The sequence below is a fragment of the Mesorhizobium sp. B2-3-2 genome (assembly GCF_006442295.1).
GTDB lineage: Bacteria > Pseudomonadota > Alphaproteobacteria > Rhizobiales > Rhizobiaceae > Mesorhizobium.
In genome coordinates, this window is sequence record NZ_VFWA01000017.1 from 1 (window position 1) to 16,788 (window position 16,788).

Annotated in this window: 11 protein-coding genes; 2 read left to right on the forward strand and 9 right to left on the reverse strand. The window is 64.0% G+C overall.

Features of this window, described 5'->3' with window-relative positions; translation table 11 throughout:
* Positions 1 to 422: 422 nt before the first annotated feature.
* Positions 423 to 2,393, forward strand: coding sequence for a M23 family metallopeptidase (locus FJ964_RS26175; protein ID WP_181172627.1), 1,971 nt, complete (start codon positions 423 to 425; stop codon positions 2,391 to 2,393).
* A 17-nt stretch (positions 2,394 to 2,410) separates the two neighbouring features.
* On the opposite strand, the gene FJ964_RS26180 is transcribed toward FJ964_RS26175, so the two are convergent.
* Positions 2,411 to 3,964, reverse strand: a complete 1,554-nt coding sequence (locus tag FJ964_RS26180; RefSeq protein WP_140553175.1) for an MFS transporter — start codon at positions 3,962 to 3,964, stop codon at positions 2,411 to 2,413.
* 183 nt (positions 3,965 to 4,147) lie between these two features.
* Here FJ964_RS26180 and FJ964_RS26185 point away from each other — a divergent pair, with 183 nt between their 5' ends.
* A complete protein-coding gene (locus FJ964_RS26185) occupies positions 4,148 to 4,780 on the forward strand; it encodes a TMEM175 family protein (protein WP_140553176.1) in 633 nt (210 codons plus the stop codon).
* A gap of 113 nt (positions 4,781 to 4,893) precedes the next feature.
* Here the strand turns inward: FJ964_RS26185 and FJ964_RS26190 are convergent, their stop codons facing one another.
* From FJ964_RS26190 to FJ964_RS26225, 8 genes are all read right to left on the reverse strand, one after another.
* The gene (locus FJ964_RS26190; RefSeq protein ID WP_140553177.1) at positions 4,894 to 6,378 is read right to left on the reverse strand and encodes a L,D-transpeptidase family protein; all 1,485 of its coding nucleotides are present in this window, start codon (positions 6,376 to 6,378) and stop codon (positions 4,894 to 4,896) included.
* 256 nt (positions 6,379 to 6,634) lie between these two features.
* Positions 6,635 to 6,994 carry an MmcQ/YjbR family DNA-binding protein gene (locus FJ964_RS26195; protein WP_140500941.1) on the reverse strand — a complete coding sequence of 120 codons (360 nt, stop codon included), beginning with the start codon at positions 6,992 to 6,994 and terminating at the stop codon, positions 6,635 to 6,637.
* Positions 6,995 to 7,055: 61 nt separating this feature from the next.
* A complete protein-coding gene (gene clpB / locus FJ964_RS26200) occupies positions 7,056 to 9,662 on the reverse strand; it encodes an ATP-dependent chaperone ClpB (RefSeq protein WP_140553179.1) in 2,607 nt (868 codons plus the stop codon).
* A gap of 219 nt (positions 9,663 to 9,881) precedes the next feature.
* Positions 9,882 to 10,826, reverse strand: coding sequence for a DUF4167 domain-containing protein (locus FJ964_RS26205; RefSeq protein WP_140553181.1), 945 nt, complete (start codon positions 10,824 to 10,826; stop codon positions 9,882 to 9,884).
* A 303-nt stretch (positions 10,827 to 11,129) separates the two neighbouring features.
* A complete protein-coding gene (gene prmC / locus FJ964_RS26210) occupies positions 11,130 to 12,005 on the reverse strand; it encodes a peptide chain release factor N(5)-glutamine methyltransferase (RefSeq protein WP_140553183.1) in 876 nt (291 codons plus the stop codon).
* Complete coding sequence (gene prfA, locus FJ964_RS26215; protein WP_140553185.1) at positions 11,998 to 13,077, reverse strand: peptide chain release factor 1; 1,080 nt, start codon at positions 13,075 to 13,077, stop codon at positions 11,998 to 12,000. Before prfA ends, prmC begins: the two co-directional genes overlap by 8 nt.
* 10 nt (positions 13,078 to 13,087) lie before the next feature.
* Complete coding sequence (ptsP, locus tag FJ964_RS26220) at positions 13,088 to 15,358, reverse strand: phosphoenolpyruvate--protein phosphotransferase (protein ID WP_140553186.1); 2,271 nt, start codon at positions 15,356 to 15,358, stop codon at positions 13,088 to 13,090.
* Between the two features lie 80 nt (positions 15,359 to 15,438).
* Positions 15,439 to 16,692, reverse strand: coding sequence for an aspartate kinase (locus tag FJ964_RS26225; RefSeq protein ID WP_140553188.1), 1,254 nt, complete (start codon positions 16,690 to 16,692; stop codon positions 15,439 to 15,441).
* Positions 16,693 to 16,788: the final 96 nt, after the last annotated feature.

Sequence of the window (16,788 nt, forward strand, 5' to 3'; positions counted from 1 at the left end):
GCGCACCGCCCTCGTTCGTGAGGCGTATATAGTCGCCACCCAGACAAACTGTCAACACCGATCCAAGAAGTTTTTGAATTTTTTGCGACAGAAATTTCGGGCCCGATTTGTCGATAGCCGGCTGCCGTTGGGGAACAGGATCCCAAGGAGTATCCAGCCACGAAGGAGCCCTATTGCCGCCGCATTGCCGTTCGACACCAGAACCGACAAAGCGGGCGCAACGCAGCGGCGCGGTGCCTCTTTTGAGAGCCTCGAGAGGGGGAACGCCGCCCTCTTTGCAGAGCGCTCTATAAGAGAAGCGCGCGAGGGGAATTCGACCGGGGCCCGAGGCTTCGTTGACTTAACCTGCCGTGACAGGCAAATGTCATGGCCACAACAAAAGCGACAAGCCGTTCCGCCCGGGGAAAAAGCAGCCTTTCTGGATGCCAGATACGGAAGATGTCATAGCCGAACTCGGCAACGAGCCGCCGCTTATTGCGGACGGCCGCAGTGGTCCCCCCGATCGGCGCGAGGTTTCCGCGCGCTGGCTGTCGGGGACGTTTTTGACCGGCGTGACCTCAAGCGTGCTGATGGGCGTGGCGCTGTTCGCCGCCCTCGACGGGCGCCAGCAACTTGCGACGCCACCCGAGATCGCCGAACTGATCGGCCTTGCCGGCAATGGCGATTCGGGCGAGATGGCCAAGACCACCAGGCTGGTGGCGCCGCGCCAGATCGCCAAGGCCAAGGACCGCCGGCGCATGGAAGTGTCGATGGTCACAAAGGTCGGCGACCGCGATGTCATCCACACCATGCCCTTCGTGCAGATCAAGATGGCATTGGCGGCCGGCCATACCACCAACCGGCCATACCCGCCCTTCGATCCGATGCAGGTGTTCGGCGACGACGGTGACGACGCATCGGCGCAACCGGCGACGGCCGCCGCTACGCCGGGCCAGATCTACGGCACCAAGGTCGAAAGCGAAATGAGCCTGAAGACCGTCGATTTTCCCATTGAAACGGCTTCCTTCGATGAAAAGAGCGACCTTTCCGCCGACGAGGTGGAAAAGGTGGTGCGCGAGGCCGGCACCGATCTTAGCGACGGCGCCGTCCAGGTCGCTTCTCTCCACTATGTCGACCCGCAGCGATTTGGCGAGGCCTTTGCCGAGAGCATGGCCGGCTCCTACGACGTTAGGATCGTGCCGGAAAACGTTTCGGTCGCGCCGCGTGCCAACGCCGACGACCAGGCACCGGCCTTCGCCGAGGAAATCATCCCTTTCACCAAGGATCTCGCCATCACGGAAGCCTTCGCAGATTCGGGCTATACGGGCGAGGACGCCGCCGGCATGGCCGAGGCGATCACCAAGCTCTTGAACGCCCCCGCGCTCAAGGCTGGAACCGTGCTTCGTGTCGGTCTCGAGGTTCATGGCGACGCCGCCAAGGTCGTGCGAACCAGCGTCTACGACCGGACCCAGCATATCGTCACCATAGCGCTCGACGATCGCGGCCAGTATGTGCCCGCGCAGGAACCGGAGCCCAATCCGGAGTTGCTGACGGCGTTCGATGATTCGTCGGCGCCGGTGGTGGTGCGCGGTAACCTGCCCAACGTCTATGACGGTATCTACCGCGCCGCCTATTCCTACGGCATGTCCAAGGCCATGACGCAGCGGCTGATCAAGCTGTTGGCCTCAGACGTCGACTTCCAGTCCCGCCTCAATCCGGCCGACCGCCTCGAAGTGCTGTTCTCGCAGCCCGACGGCGACGACCAGACCTCGGACAATTCCGAACTGCTTTACGTCTCGGCGACCTTCGGCGGGCAGACGCGCAATTTCTACCGCTTCCAGATGGAGGACGGCAGCACGGATTATTTCGACGAGGACGGCTCGAGCGCCCAGCAGTTCCTGCTGCGCAATCCGTTGCCCGCCGGAAAGTTCCGCTCCGGCTTTGGCGCGCGCAGGCACCCGATCCTCGGCTATGTCCGCATGCATACCGGCGTCGACTGGGCAGCCCCCATAGGCACGCCGATCATCGCCGCCGGCAATGGCGTCATCGAGAAGGTCGGCTGGGCCGGCGGCTATGGCAAGCAGATCATCATCCGCCATGCCAACGGCTATGAGACCTCCTACAATCACCAGAGCGCCTTTGCCAAAGGCATCGAACCGGGCGTTCACGTCCGCCAGGGCCAGACCATCGGCTATCTCGGCCAGACCGGCCTCGCCACCGGCCCGCATCTTCACTACGAGCTGATCGTCAATGGCACCAAGGTCGATCCGATGCGCGTCCGCCTGCCGGTCGGTAAGGTGCTGAAGGGCGACGACCTTGTCGCCTTCAAGCGTGAACGCGAGCGCATCGACGACCTGCTGAAGCAGGAAGACAGTGATTCGCTGAAGGTCGCGAGCGCCAAGATCGAAGGATAGTTCCTTCGATCCACCCCTCAGTCGCGAGGGTTTTCGGCGGGCCGGCGCCATGGCAATGATTCGCCTGAAACCGTCAGCCAGGCGATGACAGCCGAAAGCAGGCAAAGCAGCGCCGTTACAAAGGAAACAGCCGAGAATGCGGCGTCGCTGGCGGCAAGCCGTGCGGCGTCGACAGCCGGGGCCAGTCCGGTCGTCGCCGGTTCACCGAACCCCGGCACGCCGGGAACAGTGTTGCCATCCAGGACCTTCGCGTAGACCCAGGCGGCAAGCGACCCCATAGCAGCAACCGCGATCAGGCCGCCTATGCGCGAGACGGCATTGTTGATACCGGAGGCCGCGCCCGTATCCTTGTCTTCCACTGCCGTCATGATCGCGGTCGACAGCGGCGACACCACCAGCGCCATGCCGAACCCCATCAGCGCCATCAGCGGAAATGTTCCGGTCCAGAAATTGTGGATACCGGCATATGTCAACAAGCCAAGCCCGGCGAAGGCGAAGGCAACCACCAGACTGCCGCTGGCGATCGGAAAACGCGGTCCGATCCGGTCGGACCACTGGCCGACAGGCCCAGACAGCAGTGCGATCAATGCGGACAGCGGCAGGAAGATGAAGCCGACCTCGGCCGTGCTCAGCCCCCAGCCGGCGATCAAAAGCATGGGCAGGTAGAAAAGATTGGCCGACAGCGCGAAATAGAGGAAGAAGGTCGCGAGATTGGCGCCGGCGAAGGCGCCGATGCGAAACAGATTGAGATCGATCATCGGCTCGCGCTGCCGGCGCTCGTAGAAAATGAAGACGAAAAGCAGGACCACGCCGGCAATGATTGCCGAACCCGACATGAATCCGGCAGCCTCCGCGTTCATCGCCGTCAGCCCGTAAGCCAGCAACCCGAAGGCCAGTGTCGCCAACGCCGCGCCGCCAAGATCGAGGCTGCGCTTTTCGGTCGGCCGATCCGCCGGGATCTTGGCGAGCAGCAGGTAGATCGAAACCAGCCCAAGCGGCAGGTTGATCGCAAATATCGCACGCCAGATTCCATTGCCGAAAGTCGACAGCACGAAGCCGCCCAGCACCGGACCGAGTGCCGTGGTCAACGCCGAAGCGGCGGCCCAGATGCCGATTGCGCGGCCGCGCTCCTTTTTCGGATAGGCTTTTGCGATGATCGCAAGGCTGCCCGGCACCATGATCGCCGCGCCGATGCCCTGGATTGCACGGAACGCGATCAGCACCGCCGGATTGGGCGCCAGCGCGCAGGCCAGCGAAGCGGCGATGAACAGCGCGATGCCGACGACGAAGGCGCGGCGCAGGCCGAAGCGGTCGCCGGCAGCACCGCCGGCGAGGATGAGCGCCGAAAGCGTCAGCGCATAGGCATTGGAGATCCACTGCGCTTGCGCCAGGCTGGCGCCGAGATCGACGCGGATCGCCGGCGTGGCGATGGCAAGGATCGAACCGTCGATGAAACCAAGCGCTGAAGCCAGGATCGCGGCGATCAGCACATAGTGCCGCTGCGACTGCGGGCAGAACGTACCGTTGGCGGTCGGCGGCGGGACGGCTGCGGCTTTGCTCGGTGAATGCATGCAACCTGCATAAACCCGCGGCGCGCCCGCAACAACCAGCCAGCGGTCCCGGTCGTTGAAACCAGCTACGCTGCGACCTGGCCGCATTGGCAGGTGCCGGCCCACGCAGGTGCAAACAAGCGCCGGCATGCTAAGCTTTCACGCGGCATCGGACGGGAGCCGATCAGACAGGGGAGAAAATCGATGAAGCGACCGCTCGAACCATCCCAGTCCGGGCTCCACCGAGTCGTCGGGCTGACTGACGGCGTCTTCGCCATCGCGCTGACCCTGATCGTTCTGGAGATTCGTGTACCGACGCACGAGGCGATCCATTCCGAAGGCGATCTCATCGACGCCGTCCTGGCGTTGGCGCCGCGCTTCCTGACCTATGCGCTTTCCTTCCTGACCCTGACCATCTTCTGGTTCGGCCAGCAGGCGCAGCATGGGTTGATCACCAGATCCGACAGGCGGCTGGCGACGCTCAATTTGTGCTTTCTCGCCTTTATCGCCCTGTTGCCGTTCTCGACCGATCTCCTGGCCGACTTCCTCGAATTCAGAACCGCGGTCGTCGTCTACTGGCTCAATCTGCTGATGCTCGGCGTCACCCTGATCGCCAGCTGGCGCTATGCGGAGAAAAAGGGCTTTCTGGCGGATGACGTCGACGCCGAAACGAAACGCACGGTCCACTTGCGCATCGTCAAGGCGCAGCTTCTGTGGGCGGTCGGCGCCCTGCTCTGTCTGGTTACCCCGCTGCTCAGCGTCGGCTTCATTCTCGTGGTGCAGCTGATTTATGCCGCGACACCGAGTGCGAAATGGTTGCGCAGCATAATCGGGTAGAGCAATTCCAGGAAAAACGTGGCGGTTTCCCGGCAAAAGCGCACCGCGCTGGAGCGGCTCGGCAGTCTATCGAACGCTAAACCGCTCTAACCGGCGACGAACGCCGCATCGTCTCAGTCGACGAATTCCACCGTCACGCCGGGCGAAACCAGCTTGGCCAGTTCGCGGGCATCCCAATTGGTCAGCCGCACGCAACCATGGCTTTCGGTCTTGCCGATCTTCGAGGGGTCCGGCGTGCCATGGATGCCGTAAGTCGGCTTGTCCAAGGCGATCCACACCGAGCCGACAGGGCCGTTCGGGCCGGGCGGAATGGTCAGGATCTTGTTGTTCTCGCCCTGTTTGAAATTGATGTTGGGATTGTAGGTGTAGTTCGGATCGAGCGCGACACGGGACACGGCATGAATGCCGGACGGCGACGGCGTGTCGGACGAGCCGATGGTGGCGGGATAGGCCGCGACCAGCTTGCCCGCCGCATCATAGGCAAAGACCTCTTTCTTGCCCTTGTCGGCGACGATGCGAGCCACCGACGTCGACACCAGCCTGCCAAAATTGGCGACCTTGATGATCGTTCCGGGACGGTTGAAATTGGCTTCCGGGTTGAGCGCCTTGAGATAGTTCTCGTCCATGTGGAAGCGCTCGGCAAGCGCTTCGGCGACGGACGTATAGCCCATGCGGTCGAGCTGCGCCTTCTGGCTGTAATCTTCCGGGATCGACGCGACATAGGGGCCGGCCGCATCCTCTGGCGTGATCGTGTAGTTGGCCAAGGCATCGCCGCCCGATTGTGCAAGGGCCGCCTGGATGCCGACCGCGTCGGTCGATCGCAGATTGCTGCCGGTGATCTGGTTGTAGGCCGCCAGCGCCTTGTCGACATTCGAACCGAAGCGCCCGTCGATGACGCCAGGCGAAGCGCCGCCGCGATCAAGCAGCACCTGCAGAGCCGCGACATCCTGGCGTGCTCCCAGCGAAAGCGACGGGTCGACCACGGTCTTGCCTCCCGCCTTCGGCGGCAATGCCGCCTGGTCGGCGGGCCCCGCGGGAGCCGCGGGCTGGACAGGTTCTATCGAGGCTTCGTTCAGCGGCTGGCGCTCGATGGGGCGCGGCGTCGCCGGCTGCGGCGCTTCCGGATAATTGTCGTCGTAGCCGCCATCATCCTGCGGCGCTGGCGGATAGGCCTCGACGGAATTGTCGCCATAGGGGTCGTCTTCGCGAACCGGAGGCGCGATGACCCGGCCTTCGTCTTCCATCTGCCTGCGGCGGAAGCGTGCCATGTCTTCCGGATCGTCGAGATAGTAGCGGTCGTCGTCGGCGGGAACGCGGCCGAGTTCGCGCAGCCGTGTCTCGCGGCGCAGCGCGCGCCGGTCGAGCCTGGTCTGCGGCGGCTGGATGGCGATGACCTTGCCCGTGTCGGCATCGACGATGACGCGGTTGCCCCTGGCGTCGTAATAGATGTCGAGATTGCCGTCCTGGGCCAGCAGGATGCCGCCGTCATCAGCGGGGCGGACGACCCGCGGCGAAGCGTCCTCGGTCGGCGCGGCGAACGCGCTTGAAAACGCCAGTCCGGCCGCAAGTGCCGAAAGGGTGAAGATCGTCCGCAACATGGTGGGCAAACTCTCCGGTCCGTAATTGCCGTCGCCGGCGGCTTTCGCGCGTAGCGAGTCCTTCGCCAGCGAACCACCGCCCGACCATAAGGTTCCAATATGAACCGGGCATGAAGATGGCGGTTTTCCGGCGCATCGAGGAATATCAGCTAGATGCACATCGTCCAAAAGCGGCCCGGTTTGGGGCGAACGATATGCATGGAACAAAGAGCTAAAGCGCGTCGCCTGGATCCGTCGAACGTGACGCGCTCTAGCCTCAGGCAAGTCCCAGTTCCTTTCGCGCCTGCTTCGTCAACTTCAGGGCGACAAGACGATGGCTCTCGCGCAGATAATCCTTCAGCGCGCCATCATCCATGCTCTGGCTTGTCTGGCGCTGGATCCATTTCATGCCGCGCGAGGCAAGGTAGGGTGCGGGTCGCAAGCCCGGCTGCTCCTTCAGCACATCATAGGCAATATCGGAACATTTGAAGGTGATGAAAGGGTCGCGACCCTCGCTCCAGCCGCCGATGGCAAAGACCTTGGCGCCGACCTTCCAGACATGGGCGCCGCCCCACTGGACGACATGCGATGTGGCGGGCAGCGAGGCGCAGAAGCCGTTATAGTCGTCCAGCGTCATGCGTGCTCCTGCCGAATGGCATGAAAAGGCCGCGCGCCCAGGCCGGGCGCGCGGCGTTCGATCAGGCTGCCGCTTCGGTCGCGACGACCGTCGGCTTCGAACGGAAGTTCAGCCGGTCGGAGCCGGCGGTCACCTTGACGGTCGAGCCGTCGAGGATCTCGCCGAGCAGGATCTTCTCAGCCAGCGGATCCTGCAAGTCTTTCTGCATCACCCGCTTCAACGGCCGCGCGCCATAGGCAGGGTCGTAACCCTTGGATGCCAGCCAGTCGATCGCCTCCTGGTCCAGCGACAGCGTGATCTTGCGGTCGACCAGCAGGTTTTCCAGCCGCTTGAGCTGGATTTCGACGATGCGGCCCATATCCTGCCGGCGCAGCCGATGGAACAGGATCACCTCGTCGACGCGGTTGAGGAACTCCGGCCGGAACGACGCCTTGACGACGTTCATCACCTCGTCGCGAACCTGGTCGACATCCTGGTCTTCGCCGAGATTGACCAGGTATTCGGCGCCGAGATTCGACGTCATGATGATCAGCGTGTTGCGGAAGTCGACCGTGCGGCCCTGCCCATCGGTGAGCCGGCCGTCGTCGAGCACCTGCAGGAGCACGTTGAACACGTCGGGATGCGCTTTCTCGATCTCGTCGAACAGCACGACCTGATAGGGCCGGCGCCGCACCGCTTCGGTCAGCGCGCCGCCTTCCTCATAACCGACATAGCCGGGAGGCGCGCCGATCAATCGGGCAACCGAATGCTTCTCCATGAACTCCGACATGTCGATGCGCACCATCGCGCTCTCGTCGTCGAACAGGAAGTTCGCCAGCGCCTTGGTCAGTTCGGTCTTGCCGACGCCGGTCGGGCCGAGGAACATGAACGAGCCGATCGGCCGGTTCGGGTCCTGCAGGCCGGCGCGGGCGCGCCGCACTGCCTTGGAAACCGCTTGCACCGCCTCGCCCTGGCCGACGACGCGCTTGCCGATCTCGTCTTCCATGCGCAACAGCTTGTCGCGCTCGCCCTCCAGCATCTTGTCGACCGGAATTCCGGTCCAGCGCGAGACGATGTGGGCGACATGATCGGGCGTGACCACTTCCTCGACCATGCCGGCCTTGCCGTCCTGAGCCTCGGCTTCCTTCAGCTTCTTCTCCAGTTCCGGAATCCTGCCGTAGGCAAGCTCGCCGGCGCGCTGGAACTCGCCCTTGCGCTGGGCGATGGCCAGCTCGTTGCGCGCCTCGTCAAGCTGCTTCTTGAGATCGGCGGCGAGCCCGAGCTTCTGCTTCTCGGCCTGCCACTTCGAGGTCATCTCGGTCGATTCCTCCTCGAGGCTGGCGAGATCCTTCTCGAGCCGGGCAAGCCTGTCCTTCGAAGCCTCGTCCTTCTCGACCTTCAGCGCTTCGCGCTCGATCTTGAGCTGCATGATGCGGCGGTCGATCTCGTCCAGCGCTTCGGGCTTGGAATCGACCTGCATGCGAAGCCTCGAAGCGGCTTCGTCGACGAGGTCGATCGCCTTGTCCGGCAGGAACCGGTCGGCGATGTAGCGGTTGGACAGCGTCGCCGCCGCGACCAGCGCCGAATCGGAAATGCGCACCTTGTGGTGCTGTTCGTATTTCTCCTTCAGGCCGCGCAGGATCGAGACCGTGTCCTCCACCGTCGGCTCCTCGACGAAGACCGGCTGGAAGCGGCGGGCGAGCGCGGCATCCTTCTCCACATGCTTGCGGTATTCGTCGAGCGTGGTGGCGCCGACGCAGTGCAGCTCGCCGCGCGCCAGCGCCGGCTTCAGAAGGTTGGACGCATCCATGGCGCCGTCCGCCTTGCCGGCACCGACCAGGGTGTGCATCTCGTCGATGAACAGGATGATCCCGCCGGCAGCGGCAGTGACCTCGGAAAGCACGGCCTTCAGCCGCTCCTCGAACTCACCGCGATATTTGGCGCCGGCGATCAGCGCGCCCATGTCGAGCGCCATCAGCTGCTTGTCCTTCAGCGATTCCGGCACGTCGCCATTGACGATGCGCAGCGCCAGGCCTTCGGCGATCGCCGTCTTGCCGACGCCCGGCTCGCCTATCAGCACCGGGTTGTTCTTGGTGCGGCGCGACAGCACCTGGATGGTGCGGCGGATCTCGTCGTCGCGGCCGATGACCGGATCGAGCTTGCCGGCGCGGGCATCGGCGGTGAGATCGCGCGCATATTTCTTCAGCGCGTCATAGCCCTGTTCGGCGTTCGCCGAATCGGCGGTGCGACCCTTGCGGACATCGTTGATGACCTGATTGAGTGCCTGCGCGGTGACGCCGGCCTTGGCCAGTATGTCTGATGTCTTGGCTGATTTCTCGACCGCCAGCGCCGTCAGCAGCCTTTCGACCGTAACGAAGCTGTCACCGGCCTTCTTGGCCAGTTCCTCGGCCGTCGAAAACACCTTGGCCAGCGGCTGCGCCAGATAGAGCTGGCCGTTGCCGCCCTCCACCTTGGGCATCGCTTCGAGTGCCGTCTCGATGCCGAGCTTGACGTCGCGGACGCTGCCGCCGGCGCGCTCGATGAGCGACGCAGCCAGACCCTCATCGTCATCGACGAGCACTTTCAGGATATGTTCGGGGGTAAATTGCTGGTGGTTTCGCGAGAGCGCCATGGTCTGCGCGGATTGGATGAAGCCGCGCACGCGCTCCGAGTATTTCTCGATATTCATACCTGTCTCCTTCCATCACCGGCCCGCTTTGCGGCACCGGATCAGATTGCGGTGACGGACCCGCCCGTTAGAGCCGGGTCCAGTTGAGGCTGATATGGTGCGCAACCCGCGAACCCTCAAGACGTCTCGATGGCTGCGAAAGCATAATATTCCGCAGCCGCGCAAAACGAAAACGGCGGAGATTTCTCTCCGCCGTTCAATGCATGGAAGCGTCGCCGCTCAGTTGTCGATGTCGGCGACCGCGGTGTCGGCGTTGCCATTGTCCGTCGGTGCCGCGGCCACCTCGCCAGCGTCGGCATTGTCGTTGCCGCCGGCGATCTGGTCGGCAGTGCCGCGCGGACGGCGCGGACGCCTCGGACGACGGCTGGGACCAGTCTCCGCGGCCGTCGCATTGAGTTCGGCCTGGGCTGCGAGCCCGGCCGGCGACAGGTTCTCGAACAGCGGCGCCGCCTGCTCGACTGGTGCGACGGATTCGGCGGTCTCGGCCTGTTCGGCCGTCTCGTTGCGCTGCTGCTGGGCACCCTGCTCGGCGGGCGAACCATAATCGCCGCGCTGGCTGTTCTGGCCATAGCCGCCATTGGGGCGGCGGTCGCGGTGGCGCCCGCCATTATTGTCGCGGCCGCCACTGTTGCGACCGCCATTATTATCACGATCGCGATTATCACGATCGCGACCGTTTTCCCGGTTCAGCGCGACTTCGGCCGGCATGCCTTCGATAACCGGCTGCGGACCCGCGCCGTGGTTGATCACCGGAACCGGCGCATCCGCAACGTTGTTGCCGGTGTTGCCGGCCCCGCTGTTACCGGCATTGTCGAACTCGTCGCGATCCTCATCGCCATCATCGTCGAATTCGTCGCGATTCTGCTGGACGTTCTGGATCGGCATCTGCGCCTGCGCGGCGGCAATGATGCGATTATAGTGCTCGGCGTGCTGGAGATAGTTCTCCGCCATCACCCGGTCGCCGGAGCTTTGCGCATCACGGGCAAGGGTGGCGTATTTTTCAGCGATCTGCTGAGCAGACCCGCGGATCTTTACGTCCGGGCCGTTGCTCTCGTAGTTGCGCGTCAGGGGATTTGGCCCCTTGCGGTTGTTGTTATTGTTGTTGCCGCCGCCGCCATTGTTGTTGCGACCGCGCATGCGCCTGTTCTGCTGTTGTGGCCTCATTCGACTCTCTTCATATTGAAATTTTCGAAAACTCTTCACGAACGGTGGCGCTCATGCAGCCAGCCGTTTCGTTTCTTCACCGGCGTTCGCCCGCATCAATTGCGTTGGCGCCACGTGCCATCCTGTTCCGGTTACATCACTTGCCGGACGATTCCCGCACGAAGCTTGGGCGTCGTTTGCGCAAGAAGGCAGCTATTTCCAAGGAAAACCGAATCGCTAAGAGCACTGCCTGCTTCGTCTCATCCGGTTAAGGCGACCCTAGCCGCATTCCCCGGCATTGCCAAGCGGTTTTTTCGCACTGCGTCAAGGCTTTCCCCGTTGAAAGACAAGAACCCTGTCGTTTCCGCCGAGGTCGCCGAACGCACCGGCGAGCGTATAGCCGAACGAGCGAAATATAGCGGTGACCTCGATGTGCTGTGTGTAGCCGATCTCGACCGCAATCCTACTTCCGGCTTCCAGAAACTTAGCCGCCTCAGCGGCGATGACCCTGTAAGGGGCCAACCCATCCGCGCCGCCATCCAAGGCCAGGCGCGGGTCGAAATTGCGGACTTCATCCTGCAGATTTCCGATGTCTTCCGACCGTATATAGGGAGGGTTTGCGACAATTACATGGTATCGGCCAGAAACTTTTTCGAACCAGTCGGACAGAAGCGCCGTGAACCGGTCGCCAAGCCCCAATTGCGCGGCATTGCGCGTTGCCGTCCTCAACGCCCCTTCCGAAAGGTCGACCCCGGTGGCAATCGCTGCCGGCACGGCGCTGAGCAGCGCCAGCGCGATGGCCCCGGTGCCGGTTCCCAGATCGAGGATGCGGCACTCGCCCTCGCGCATGACGGTTGCCCTGACGAAGGGCAGTATGGCCTCGACCAGCGTTTCGGTGTCGGGCCGCGGCTCAAGCGTTTCCGGCGACAGCGACAGCCGCAACCCGTAGAACTCCCGGTAGCCCAGGATGCGGTGCACCGGCTCGCCGCCCGCGCGGCGCTTCAAGGCGCTGTCGATCTGGACAAGAGCGGCGGCATCGACCGCATGTTCGGGATCGGCAATGGCCTGCGTGCGGGTCGTGCCTGAAAAGTGCTCCACGATCAGTCTTGCATCGAGCGCGGGATCATCGACCGCGGCGGCCAGGCGCGCTCGCGCTGCCCGCAGCAGCGGCCCCAGCGCCTGGGGCAAAGGATCAGCCATCAAGACCGATATCGGCGAGCAGCTTCGACTGGTGATCGGCGATCAGCGCGTCGATGACTTCGTCGAGTTCGCCCATCATCACCCGGTCGAGCTTGTAGAGCGTCAGGTTGATGCGATGATCGGTAACGCGGCCTTGCGGAAAATTGTAGGTACGGATGCGCTCCGAGCGGTCGCCGGAGCCGACCTGCGACTTGCGCGATTCCGAGCGCTCCTCGTCGGCCCTGCTGCGTTCCAGGTCGTAGAGCCGGGCCCGCAGGATCTGCATGGCCTTGGCCCGGTTCTGGTGCTGCGATTTCTCCGCCTGCACCACCATGATGCCTGTCGGTAGATGGGTGATGCGCACCGCCGAATCGGTGGTATTGACGTGCTGGCCGCCCGAACCCGACGCGCGCATCGTGTCGATGCGGATGTCTTCGGCCCGGATGTCGATGTCGACGTCCTCCGCCTCCGGCAGCACGGCCACCGTCGCCGCCGAGGTGTGGATGCGTCCGCTGGCCTCGGTCGCGGGCACGCGCTGCACCCGGTGGACCCCGGACTCGAATTTCAGATGCGCGAAAACTCCCTTGCCGGAAACCGTGGCGATGATTTCCTTATAGCCGCCGGCGTCGCCCTCGCTGGCCGACACCGTCTCGAACCGCCACCCGCGCGAAGCGGCATAGCGCTCATACATGCGAAACAGGTCACCGGCGAACAGTGCCGCCTCGTCGCCGCCGGTGCCGGCGCGGATTTCCAGGATGGCGTTCTTGTCGTCGGCCGCATCCCTGGGCAAGAGCAGGATCTGGATGTCCTTCTGCAACGCCTCGATGCGCTCCTCGACCCCTGGCAGATCCGCCTCGGCGAGCGCCCGCATCTCGGCATCGGTGCCCTTGTCAGCGAGCATCGCCTCGAGATCGGCCTGCTCGTGCTCGGCCGAGCGCAAGGCTCTGACCTTGGCAACCATATCCTGGAGCTCGGCATATTCCGATGCCATCTTCACATAGGCATCCGGCGTTGGGCCGGCCGACATCTGCGCTTCGAGCATTTCGAAACGCTTGACGACTTGATCCATGCGATCGCGGGGAAGGGAGATCATTGTAAAGGTGCTATAACGGAATTGAGCGGTCGTCGGCAAAGGCCTGCAGCAGCGCCCGCATCGGCAGCCCCTGGGCCGGCGCCATCAGATTGTCGTCGAAGAACGCTTTCAACGCCTCCAGCGGCAGTTCGGTCAGCATCGCCTTGACCGGACCGATCGAAGCGGGCGACATCGAGATGGAGCGGAAACCAAGGCCGACCAGCGCCATTGCCGAGATCGGCTTGCCGGCGAGTTCGCCGCAGAGTGTGACGGGCGTGTGGTTGCGGGCGCCGGCATCGGCGATGGTCTTGAGCACCCGCAGGAACGGCGCCGACAACGTATCGAAGCGGTCGGAAAGCTGCGTGTTGCCGCGGTCGACCGCCATCACGAACTGGAACAGGTCGTTCGAACCGACCGAGACGAAGTCGACCGCCTTCATCAACTCGTCGAGCTGGAACAGGAGGGACGGCACCTCCAGCATTGCCCCGAGCTTGAGGCTGGTCGGCAAATGATGGGCAAAGCGCGACAGATGCCGCACCTCGCGGTCGATGATTTCGCGTGCCTGGGCGATCTCGCCGAGCTCGGTGACCATCGGCAGCATCAGCTTGAGCTCCCGCCCGCCGCAGGCTTTCAGCAGGGCGCGGATCTGGGTGCGCAACAATCCCGGACGGTCCAGCGTCAGGCGGATCGCCCGCCAGCCGAGGGCCGGGTTCTCCTCCTGGATGGCGCCTTTGAAATAGGGCAGCACCTTGTCGCCGCCGATATCGATGGTGCGGAAGGTAACCGGCTTGCCGCGCGCGGCATCGAGCACGTCGCGGTAGAGCCGCTCCTGCGCCTCGGCACGGGGAAAGGTCGAGGCGACCATGAACTGCAATTCGGTGCGGAACAGGCCGATCCCGGCGGCACCCGACTCGGCCAGTTGCGGCAGGTCGACGGCAAGCCCGGCATTCATCAGAAGGTCGACCGCAACGCCGTCCTTGGTCACCGACGGCTTCTTGCGCAGTTCGCGGTAGACTTCCTGCCGGCGCGCCCGGAACCGCACCTTTTCGGCATAGGCGGCTTCAAGATCCGACTGCGGACGAAGATGGATCGCGCCTTCCTCGCCGTCGACGATGATGGCATCGCCGTTTTCCGCCATGGAAACGGCGCCCTTCATCTGCCCGGCGACGGGAATGCCCATGGCGCGCGCGACGATGACGACGTGGCTGGTGGCGGCGCCATCCTCGAGCACCAGCCCGCGCAATTTGTCCCGGGGATAATCGAGCAGTTCGGCGGCGCCCATCGAGCGGGCGACGATGATGGCATCCTTCGGCAGCGAGGCGGCGACATCATCAGGCCCGCGTCCCATCAGCTGGCGCAGAAGCCGGTTGGCGAGATCGTCGAAATCGCTCATCCGCTCGCGCAGATAAGGATCGGTCATGTGCAGCATGCGGGCGCGCATGTCGCTCTGCACCTTTTCGACCGCGGCTTCCGCCGTCAGGCCGTTACGGATCGCCTCTTCCAGCCGCCGTACCCAACCGCGGTCATTTGCGAACATGCGGTAGGCTTCCAGCACCTGGCGATGTTCGCCCTCGAAGGCGACATCGCGGCGTTCAAGCATGTCGTCGATGGAAAGCCTGAGCGATCCGAGCGAGGCCTCAAGCCGGCGGACTTCCTCCTCGCTGTCCTCGTTGAACAGGTTGGTGACGACGATGCGCGGCTCGTGCAGCACGACATGCCCGAGCCCGACGCCCTCGTTGAAGGACAGGCCGGTGAAGCTGACCGGGCGGCGCAGATCGAGCTCGAGGCCGGGCCGCGTCAGCCGCGCCAGATCGCCGGTGGCGATCATCTCGGCGATCACCATCGCGGTGGTTTCCAGCGCCTCGACCTCGTCGTCGCGGTAATGGCGCATGGTTTTGTTCTGTACCACCAGCACGCCCAGCGTGCGCCCTGCCCTGAGCACCGGCACGCCGAGGAAGGAATTGTAGATCTCTTCCCCGGTTTCCGGCAGGTAGGCGAAGGCCGGATGTTCCTGAGCATTGGACAGGTTGAGCGGCCGCGCGCTGGCGGCGATCGTGCCGACCAGGCCTTGCCCCAGCCTGAGCTGCGCCAGGTGCACCGCGTTCGGGTTCAGGCCTTCGGTGGCGTAGAGTTCGAGCACGGAATCGGCGCGCAGCACATAGAGCGAGCACACTTCGGCGACCATGTTGGAGGCAATGTCGCGCACGATGCGGTCGAGCCGCTCCTGCGGCTCCAGCGGCTCCTGCATGAGCTCGCGGAGCCGTTTCAGCAGAACGCGCGGGCCACTGGCCGGGTCACGCATCGCGGCTTCTTCTCCAATAGGCTTCCTGCCGGCGCAGTTTCGGCCGCCGCCGGCACGCACGCAACAACTGATTCAGTCTGCTACTGCTTATCCAGACCGTAGACGGAATGCAAAGTGCGAACCGCGAGTTCCGTGTAAGGACCGTCGATCAGTATCGAAATCTTGATCTCGGAGGTGGTGATGGCGCGGATGTTGATCGCCTTGTCGGCCAGCGCCTTGAAGGCGGTGGCGGCGACGCCGGCATGGCTTCTCATGCCGATACCGATGACCGAGACCTTCGACATGCCTGCTTCCGACTGGACGACGTCGTAGCCGATATCGGCCTTCAGCCGGTCGAGGACGGCCAGCGCCTTGTCCACGTCTCCGGAGGGCACCGTGAAGGTCATGTCGGTAAGCTTGCCGTCCTCGGAAATGTTCTGGACGATCATGTCTACGTTGATGTTGGCCTCGGCCAGCGGCCCGAAGATGCCGGCGGCGACGCCCGGCCGGTCGCCGACACGGCGCAGCGAAATCTGCGCCTCGTCCTTGGCATAGGCAATTCCGGTGACGACCTGCTGTTCCACGATCTCTTCCTCGTCGCAAATAAGCGTTCCGGGCGGATTGAGCAAATCCCCCATTCCGGGCGCGTCGGGATCGTCGAAGGACGACCGCACGAAGGTACGCACCCTGTGCACCATGGCAAGCTCGACTGAACGCACCTGAAGAACCTTGGCGCCGAGCGAGGCCATTTCAAGCATTTCCTCGAACGATATCTTGGCCAGCCGCCGCGCCTTGGGCTCGATGCGCGGATCGGTGGTGTAGACCCCGTCGACGTCGGTATAGATGTCGCAACGGTCGGCTTTGACGGCGGCCGCGATCGCGACCGCGCTGGTGTCGGAGCCGCCGCGGCCAAGCGTTGCGATGCGGTTGTCCGGTCCGATGCCCTGGAAACCGGCGATGACAGCCACCTGGCCCTCGCCGAAGCGCTTGACCAGGAAGGCGCCGTCGATGTCGAGGATGCGTGCCGCGCCATGCGCGTTGTCGGTCTTGATCGGGATCTGCCAGCCTTGCCAGGAGCGGGCGTGCACGCCCATGTTCTGCAAGGTGATCGCCAGGAGGCCTGCCGTCACCTGCTCGCCGGACGCGACGACGGCATCATATTCGCGCGCGTCGTGCATCGGCGAGGCTTCGCGCGTCCAGCCGACCAGTTCGTTGGTCTTGCCGGCCATCGCCGAGACTACCACCGCCACCTCGTGACCGGCATCGACCTCCCGTTTGACGTGACGCGCCACATTGCGGATGCGGGCGATGTCGGCGACGGAGGTTCCGCCGAATTTCATCACGATACGCGCCATGGAAGCGAAATGCCTTTGACTGAAGCCGGCTCTGGGCCGAAAACCCGAGGAAAGCGCCCGGCTGGCGCCGGCCGCTGAATGCGCGGCCTCCTTAGC